General features: G+C 68.2%; 10 protein-coding genes. 9 read left to right on the forward strand and 1 reads right to left on the reverse strand.

Annotated elements, in window-relative coordinates; all coding sequences use genetic code 11:
• From Y694_RS17995 to Y694_RS18015, 5 genes are all read left to right on the forward strand, one after another.
• A partial coding sequence (locus Y694_RS17995) for an SURF1 family protein (RefSeq protein ID WP_036235027.1) occupies positions 1 to 585 on the forward strand: 585 nt, incomplete at its 5' end.
• Entirely contained in the window at positions 530 to 1,249 is a 720-nt protein-coding gene (locus Y694_RS18000) for a hypothetical protein (protein WP_011830751.1), read from the forward strand. The genes Y694_RS17995 and Y694_RS18000, both read left to right, overlap by 56 nt.
• A gap of 9 nt (positions 1,250 to 1,258) precedes the next feature.
• Positions 1,259 to 2,416 carry a heme A synthase gene (locus Y694_RS18005; protein WP_036235029.1) on the forward strand — a complete coding sequence of 386 codons (1,158 nt, stop codon included), beginning with the start codon at positions 1,259 to 1,261 and terminating at the stop codon, positions 2,414 to 2,416.
• Positions 2,417 to 2,453: 37 nt separating this feature from the next.
• Positions 2,454 to 3,389: a heme o synthase gene (gene cyoE / locus Y694_RS18010; protein ID WP_036235031.1), complete on the forward strand. Its 936-nt coding sequence runs from the start codon at positions 2,454 to 2,456 to the stop codon at positions 3,387 to 3,389.
• Positions 3,386 to 3,964, forward strand: a complete 579-nt coding sequence (locus tag Y694_RS18015) for an SCO family protein (protein WP_036235033.1) — start codon at positions 3,386 to 3,388, stop codon at positions 3,962 to 3,964. Before cyoE ends, Y694_RS18015 begins: the two co-directional genes overlap by 4 nt.
• A gap of 87 nt (positions 3,965 to 4,051) precedes the next feature.
• Here Y694_RS18015 and rpoH read toward each other — a convergent pair whose 3' ends face one another.
• The gene (gene rpoH, locus Y694_RS18020; RefSeq protein ID WP_173402816.1) at positions 4,052 to 4,996 is read right to left on the reverse strand and encodes an RNA polymerase sigma factor RpoH; all 945 of its coding nucleotides are present in this window, start codon (positions 4,994 to 4,996) and stop codon (positions 4,052 to 4,054) included.
• A 244-nt stretch (positions 4,997 to 5,240) separates the two neighbouring features.
• On the opposite strand from rpoH, the gene Y694_RS18025 reads away from it, so the two are divergent.
• From Y694_RS18025 to Y694_RS18035, 4 genes are all read left to right on the forward strand, one after another.
• Complete coding sequence (locus Y694_RS18025) at positions 5,241 to 6,416, forward strand: acyl-CoA dehydrogenase (RefSeq protein ID WP_036235036.1); 1,176 nt, start codon at positions 5,241 to 5,243, stop codon at positions 6,414 to 6,416.
• A gap of 194 nt (positions 6,417 to 6,610) precedes the next feature.
• Positions 6,611 to 6,934 (forward strand): response regulator, encoded by a 324-nt coding sequence (locus tag Y694_RS26850; RefSeq protein WP_310732270.1) that lies wholly within the window; start codon positions 6,611 to 6,613, stop codon positions 6,932 to 6,934.
• A gap of 8 nt (positions 6,935 to 6,942) precedes the next feature.
• Entirely contained in the window at positions 6,943 to 7,299 is a 357-nt protein-coding gene (locus Y694_RS26855; RefSeq protein ID WP_310732271.1) for a response regulator transcription factor, read from the forward strand.
• Positions 7,299 to 8,084: sensor histidine kinase (locus Y694_RS18035; protein ID WP_036235037.1), on the forward strand; the 786-nt coding region annotated here is incomplete at its 3' end. The genes Y694_RS26855 and Y694_RS18035, both read left to right, overlap by 1 nt.

Consider the following 8,084-nt stretch of genomic DNA (forward strand, 5'->3'; position numbering starts at 1 on the left):
CTGCCGGCCGTGGCGCTGGCCCGCGATGCCGCGACCGCCGCCGGCCAATGGCACCGGCGCATCACGCTGGCCGGGCGCTGGCGGCCGGAGCACAGCGTCTTTCTCGACAACCGCCAGATGAACGGTCGTCCGGGCTTCTTCCTGCTCACGCCACTGGAGCTTGCGCCCGGTGATGCCGTGCTGGTACAGCGCGGCTGGGCGCCACGCGACCTGCGCGACCGCGCGCTGCTGCCCGACGTGCCGACTGCCGGCGGCCGGGTGGAGTTGGTCGGGCAGATCGCCCCGGCTCCTGCTCGGCTGTATGCCTTTGCCGACGAGGAGTCGGGCCGGCTCCGGCAAAATATCGTCATCGATGCCTATGCCCGAGAAACGGGACTCGGGCTGCGTCCGCTCTCCATCGTCCAGACGGAAGGCGGCGTGCCCGAAGACGGCCTGCTGCGGCAATGGCCGCGACCGGCAGTCGACGTGCACAAGCACTACGGCTATGCCTTCCAGTGGTTCGCCCTGGCCACCCTGCTGACCGGTTTGTATGTCTGGTTCCAACTCCTCCAACCCTGGCTCCGGCGGCGGCGCACCGCGCGCTGAGGCGGCCACTGCGGAGCCGCTGAGCTTCGCCGTGCACAGTCTGCCGTCGCCGACGCTGCCGAACGCCGCAGTGCGTCACGGGCGTCTGAAGATGCTGCTGGTGCTGCTGGTGTGCGCGGCACCGGTGATCGCCTCCTACTTCACCTATTACGTCATCCGGCCCCAGGGACGCACCAACCACGGCATGCTCGTGGAGCCGCAGCGGCCCCTGCCGAGCGCGGAGGAGCTGCCCTTGAGCGACCTGCAGGGCGCCGGTGTCGATCCGTCCCGCCTCAAGGGCCAGTGGCTGCTGATCGCGGTGGCGGGCGGGGCCTGCGATGCGCAGTGTGAGCGCCAGCTCTACCTGCAGCGGCAATTGCGGGAATCTCTCGGCAAGCACAAGGACCGGCTCGATCGCGTCTGGCTGATCGACGATGCCGCAGCCCCCCGTTCCGAGCTGATGCCGGCCCTGCAGGGCGCCACCGTGCTGCGGGCGCCGGCGGCGGCGCTCGACCGCTGGCTGGCGGGCAGCGACCGCCAGGGGCTGGCAGCGCACTTCTTCCTGGTCGATCCGCTCGGCAATTACATGATGCGCTTTCCGGCCCCGAGCGAGCCCGATCGCATCAAGCGCGACCTCGAGAAGCTGATGCGCGCAGCGGCCAGCTGGGACGAGCCGGGGCGCTGAAGGCGGCAGATGGACTCGGCAGCCCTCGTCGACCTCGAGCCGCTCGCGCGCATGGCGCTGCTGGGCTGCGTGATCGCGCTCGGCCCGCTGGCCTGGGTGTGGGCGCGCACGCGCTCCGGCGACGGCCGCGACCGGTTGCGGGCGCTGACGGTGCTGACGCTCTTTCTCACTTTCGACTTGGTGCTGTTCGGCGCCTTCACGCGGCTCACCGATTCCGGACTCGGCTGTCCTGACTGGCCAGGCTGCTATGGCAGCGCCAGCCCGCTGGGCGCCCGTGACGAGATCCAGGCCGCTCAGAGTGCGCTGCCGACCGGCCCGGTCACGCACGGCAAGGCCTGGGTCGAGATGGTGCACCGCTACCTCGCGACGGCGGTCGGTGTCCTGATCACCGTGATGACGCTGCTGAGCTGGCAGCAGTGGCGCCGCGACGGCCGGGGGAGTTCCGAAGCGCCGACGCGGGTCTCTCCTTGGTGGGCCACCGTCACACTGCTATGGGTCTGTGTGCAGGGCGCCTTCGGTGCCTTCACGGTGACCTTGAAGCTCTACCCGGCCATCGTCACGGCGCACCTGCTCGGCGGACTCGCGTTGTTGGCGCTGCTGGCGGCACAGGCCTGGCGTCCGGCCGCCGACCGGGTCGTGGGGGTGAGCTCCGCGTTGCGCCGCAGCTTGGTCATCGTGTCATTGCTGGCCGTGCTGCAGATCGCGCTCGGCGCCTGGGTCAGCACCAACTATGCGGTGCTGGCCTGCAGCGATTTCCCCACCTGCCAGGGGCGCTGGTGGCCGACGATGGACTTCGAGCACGGCTTCGCCGTGCTGCGCCCGCTGGGCGTGGGCAAGGACGGCGCGTGGCTGCCGTTCGCGGCGCTGACGGCGATCCACATGACGCATCGCCTGGGTGCGCTGCTGCTGCTCGGTGGCTTGGCCTGGCTGGTGTGGCGGCTGGCGCGAGAACCGGCGCTGCGCCGCTACGCCGCGGGGTTGGTCGGCGTGGCTGCGTGGCAGGTCGTTACCGGCGTCAGCAACGTCGTGCTCGACTGGCCGCTGCTGGCGGCCGTGGCCCACACCGGCGGCGCGGCCGCGCTGGTACTGCTGTTGACGGCGTTGCTGTTGCGTACCACGTCGCGCGCCCGGTTGCCGCGTCGTCCCGGGCCACCGCGCCGCTCGTGACGCGCCGCGCTTCCTAGAATTGCTTCTTGCTGCAGACATGTCCGAGACCCTCGCCACCCCACCCGCCGCGCTGCACACCTGGCTGTCGCGCTGGCGCCAGTTCAGCGCGCTGACCAAGCCGCGCGTGGTGCAGCTCATCGTGTTCTGCGCAGCCATCGGCATGCTGTTGGCCGTGCCCGGCTGGCCGTCGCTGCCTGCTTGGGGCGTGGCCCTGGCGGCCTCGATCGGCATCTGGCTGGTGGCCAGCGCCGCCGCAGCCTTCAACTGCCTGGTCGAGCAGACCATCGATTCGAAGATGAAGCGCACGGCCTGGCGCCCGACAGCGAAGGGCGAGCTGAGCAACACCCAGACCCTCAGCTTCGCCGTGCTGCTGTGCGTGGCCGGCATGGCCGTGCTGTGGGTCTGGGTCAATGCGCTGACGATGTGGCTCACCTTCGCCACCTTTGTCGGCTATGCAGTGATCTACACCGTGTTGCTGAAGCCGGCGACGCCGCAGAACATCGTGATCGGGGGTGCCTCGGGCGCCATGCCGCCGGTGCTGGGCTGGGCCGCGATGCGCGGAGAACTCGGCGCCGAACCGTGGATCCTCTGCCTGATCATCTTTCTGTGGACGCCGCCGCATTTCTGGGCGCTGGCGCTCTACCGCGCCGAAGACTATGCGCGGGCCGGTCTGCCGATGCTGCCGGTGACGCACGGCAACGACTTTACGCGCCTGCAGATCCTGCTCTACACCTTCGTGCTGTTCGCCGCGACCCTGCTGCCCTTCGTCTACGGCATGAGCGGCTGGTTCTACCTGGTCGCGGCCTGCGCGTTGGGTGTGGGCTTCTGCGGCCATGCTTTCCGGCTGTGGCGCCACTACAGCGAAGCGCTGGCGCGACGCACCTTCCGTTTCTCGATCTGGCACCTGTCGCTGCTGTTCGCGGCCTTGCTGCTCGACCACTACCTGGGCCCGCTGCTGCGGGGTACGCCATGATGATGCGCAGGCTCGCCGTTCTCACCGTCTGTGCCGCGCTCGGGCTGCTGGCCGCCTGCGACCCGGCGGCCAAGCCCGCCGAGCCCTTCAAGGGCATCGACATCACCGGCGCCGACTACGCACGCGACTTCGCTCTGAGCGACGTCGAGGGGCACCCGCGCACGCTGGCCGACTTCAAGGGCAAGGCGACCGTGGTGTTCTTCGGATACACACAGTGCCCCGATGTCTGCCCCACCACGATGGCCGAACTGGCCGCCGTGAAGAAGCAGCTCGGCGCGGACGGCGACAAGCTGCAGGCGGTCTTCATCACCGTCGATCCGGAGCGCGACACGCCGGAGATCCTGAAGGCCTATATGAGCAGCTTCGACCCGAGCTTCGTCGCGCTGCGCAGCACGCCTGAGCAGACCCAGGCGGTCGCGAAGTCCTTCAAGGCCTTCTTCCGCAAGGTCCCGGGCAAGGCGGCGGACAGCTACACGATGGACCACACGGCGGGCGCGTACGTCTACGATCCGCAAGGGCGGCTCCGTCTGTTCGTGCGCTACGGACAGCCGATCGAGCCTGGGTGGCCGATCTGAAGCAGTTGCTGGCCTGAAAAAAGGCCGGCCCCATGAACAAAGCGGCCCGCGGGCCGCTTTGTCGTCGCCGCAAGGCACGTCAGGGACTCAGGCGTAGGCGGCCAGCGCCTTGCGCATCTTCTTCATGGCGGCTACCTCGATCTGGCGGATCCGCTCGGCGCTGACGCCGTACTCGGCGGCCAGTTCATGCAGCGTCATGCCGCCCGAACCGTTGTCGTTGACCTTGAGCCAGCGTTCCTCGACGATGCGTCGGCTGCGCGCGTCCAGCACGTCCAGCGCCTCGCCGATGCCGTCGCCGGCCAGCGCGTCACGGCGCTGGGCGTCGAGCACACGCGTCGGCTCGTGGCGGTCGTCGGCCAGATAGGCGATCGGCGCGTAGCTCTCGTCGCCGTCGTCGGTCTGCGGATCGAGCGCGACATCGCCACCCGACAGGCGCGTCTCCATCTCGATCACTTCCTCGCGCTTGACCTTGAGTTCACTGGCCACGATGTCGATCTCGGCATCGGTCAGCGTGCTGCGGTGCAGGTCGCTGTCGGTGGCATCGCCCTTGAAACCCTGCTTCATCGAGCGCAGGTTGAAGAACAGCTTGCGCTGCGCCTTCGTGGTCGCCAGCTTGACCATGCGCCAGTTGCGCAGCACGTACTCGTGAATCTCGGCCTTGATCCAGTGCAGCGCATAGCTGACCAGTCGCACGCCCTGGTTGGGGTCGAAGCGCTTGACGGCCTTCATCAGGCCGACATTGCCTTCCTGGATCAGGTCGCCGTGAGGGAGTCCGTAGCCCAGGTACTGACGCGATACCGACACGACCAGACGCAAGTGCGACAGCACCAAGCGACCGGCAGCCTCGAGGTCGTGTTCGTCACGCAGCCGCTGGCCGAGCGACTGCTCTTCCTCGAGCGTCAGCATCGGCAGGCGGTTCACGGCGGCGATATAGGCATTCAGGTCGCCGAGAGACGGGACCAGCGCCCACGGATCGCGCACCGTCAGCGCCTGCGAGCCCGCGGAAGTGTTCAGGGACAGCGTGGTGTTCATGGCATCGAAAGACATCCAGAACCTCCTTTCGTTCCATCAATATTAGCACTCACGTAAAACGAGTGCTAAAACTCCAAGACGGAAGGGCCAAGGACTGCCCGGATCACACTGCTTCGATCGGGCAAGCCGAAACCTCTTCGATAGTGAGCATATGCTTACAAATGCCGCTGCGGTCGAGGTGCGATGGCCCGTCACCCCGGGCGCTGCGAGCTCGCTAGACTGCGTTTCTTACCCGGAGACCGCCATGGCCGCCAGCTTCCATTGGGACGACCCCTTGCTGCTCGACAGCCAGCTGAGCGAGGACGAACGCGCTGTGCGCGACGCCGCGCAGGCTTACTGCCAGGACCGCCTGGCGCCTCGTGTGCTGGAGGCCTTTCGCCACGAGAAGACCGACCCGGCCATCTTCCGCGAGATGGGCGAGCTCGGCCTGCTCGGCGCCACGCTTCCCGAAGCCTATGGTGGCGCCGGCCTCAACCACGTTTGTTACGGCCTGGTGGCCCGCGAGGTCGAGCGTGTCGATTCCGGATACCGCTCGATGATGAGCGTGCAGAGCTCGCTCGTCATGGTGCCCATCCACGCCTTCGGGACCGAAGCCCAGAAACAGAAGTACCTGCCCAAGCTCGCCCGCGGCGAATGGATCGGCTGCTTCGGCCTCACCGAGCCCAACCACGGTTCCGACCCCGGCAGCCTGGCCACGCGCGCGCGCGCCGTGCAGGGCGGCTACGTCCTCAGCGGCGCCAAGATGTGGATCACCAACAGCCCCATCGCCGACGTCTTCGTTGTCTGGGCCAAGGACGATGGCGGGCAGATCCGAGGCTTCATCCTGGACAAGGGCATGAAGGGCCTGGAAGCCCCTGCGGTGCACGGCAAGGTCGGCCTGCGGGCCTCGCTCACCGGCGAGATCGTCATGGACGAGGTGTTCTGTCCCGAGGAGAACGCCTTTCCCGAGGTGCGCGGCCTGAAGGGGCCCTTCACCTGCCTCAACAGCGCCCGCTACGGCATCGCCTGGGGAGCGCTGGGTGCTGCGGAGGACTGTTTCCACCGCGCCCGCCAGTACGTGCTCGACCGCCCGCAGTTCGGCCGGCCGCTGGCGGCCAACCAGCTGATCCAGAAGAAGCTTGCCGACATGCAGACCGAGATCACGCTGGGTCTGCAGGGCTGCCTGCGGCTGGGGCGCATGAAGGACGAAGGCACGGCGGCGGTCGAGATCACCAGCATCATGAAGCGCAACTCCTGCGGCAAGAGCCTGGAGATCGCCCGGATGGCGCGCGACATGATGGGCGGCAACGGCATCTCTGACGAGTTCGGCGTGGCGCGCCACCTGGTCAACCTCGAGGTGGTCAACACCTACGAGGGCACGCACGACGTGCATGCCCTGATCCTCGGGCGGGCCATCACGGGAATCCAGGCGTTCTGCTGAGGCCGGATCGCGCGGCCGGCGTGCATCTCCCCTCAGGTTGGCGTCAGCCCACCGTCAGTACGCTGCCGAACGCAGCGGAGACGATGCGGGTCGACGGGGAGGCAGGCCTGCGCGCTACAGTGCGGGCCATGGTCATCGCTTCCACTTCGAACATGATTCACCGTTCCAAGGCACTCGCGCAAGACCCATCCTCCATGCACATCCTGCTGGCTGAAGACGACCCGGCACTGGCCGAGTCGACGGCGCGCGCACTGCGCTCGCAAGGCTGGGTGGTCGACCACACGCCCCGCGGGGAACCGGTCCCGACGTCTGTCAAGACGGATCCCTACGACCTCCTGATCCTCGACATCGGCCTGATCGGCATCGATGGCTTCGAGACGCTGCGTCGTGTGCGCGAGCAGGGCTCGACCCTGCCGGTCCTGATGCTGACCGCGCGCGACGCGATCGAGGATCGCGTGCACGGCCTCGAGATGGGCGCCGACGACTACCTCGTCAAGCGTTCGCGCTGGCCGAGTTGATCGCGCGGGTGAAGGTGCTGACGCGCCGTCACCAGGCGCGCCAGGGCAGCGTGCTCTCGATGGGTGGGTTGCGCATGGACCTCGAGGCCAACCGGGCCTGGATCGGCGAACAGCCGCTCGATTTGTCGGCGCGCGAATGGGCGGTGCTCGAGTACCTGCTCAGCCGGGTCGGACATGTCGTCGGCAAGGAGCAGATTCTGCAGGCCATCAGTGGCTGGGACGATGCGCTGTCGGAGAACGCGGTCGAGGTCTACGTCTCGCGCCTGCGGCCGAAGATCGAGCCGGCCGGCCTGCGCATCCGCGCCGTGCGCGGCTTCGGCTACCTCGTGGAAGAAGTCGCCGGAGCCGCTCCCTCCGTGCAGTGATGCTCAACAGCCTGAAGGCCACCCTCCTGCTGTGGGTGGTGCTCCTCACGGTGCTGATCGCGCCGGTGCGGCTGTTCTTTGACCTGCGCGGCCAGCTGCAGCGCACCAGCGATGCCTACGACGTCGGACTGAGCGACTGGGCCTTGGCGCTGGGCAACCTGGTGCACGTGATCGACGGGCAGATGGAGTTCGAGCTGAACCAGCAGACCGAGCAGTCGCTGCGCACGAGCGCAACGGACACCACCTACTACATCGTGCTCGACGCCGACGGCCAGCGGCTGGCTGGCGACGCCCCGCTGGCCAGTCCGCCGATCACGCTCGCTCGTGGCGAGCGCCGGATGTTCAACACGCGGGTCGACGATCATCCCGTGCGGATGGCGGTGCACGCGGTCGAGTGCGGCGCCCGGCTGTGTCAGGTTCGCGTGGCGGAGACGCTGGTCAAGCGGGACAAGGCGCGCAACGAATCGCTGGTCCTGACACTGACGCTCGCGCTGGTGTTCGCATTGGTGTTCGCGGTGGCGATCTGGTGGGTGGTGCGGCACGCGATGCAGCCGCTCGAGTCCGTCAACGAGCAGCTGGCGCAGCGCTCGCTCGACGACCTGCGGCCCCTGCGTCGCGGGCGCATGCCCAGCGAGGTGCAGCCGCTCCTCAACGCGATCGACCAGCTGCTGCAGCGCGTGGCGGCCGACGCGACGCGGCAGCGCCATTTCATCGCCGATGCGGCACACCAGTTGCGCACCCCGCTGACTGCGCTGCGGACCGAGTCCGAGCTGGCGTTGCTGGAA

This window comes from Methylibium sp. T29-B, assembly GCF_000576225.1.
GTDB classification, from domain to species: domain Bacteria; phylum Pseudomonadota; class Gammaproteobacteria; order Burkholderiales; family Burkholderiaceae_C; genus Methylibium; species Methylibium petroleiphilum.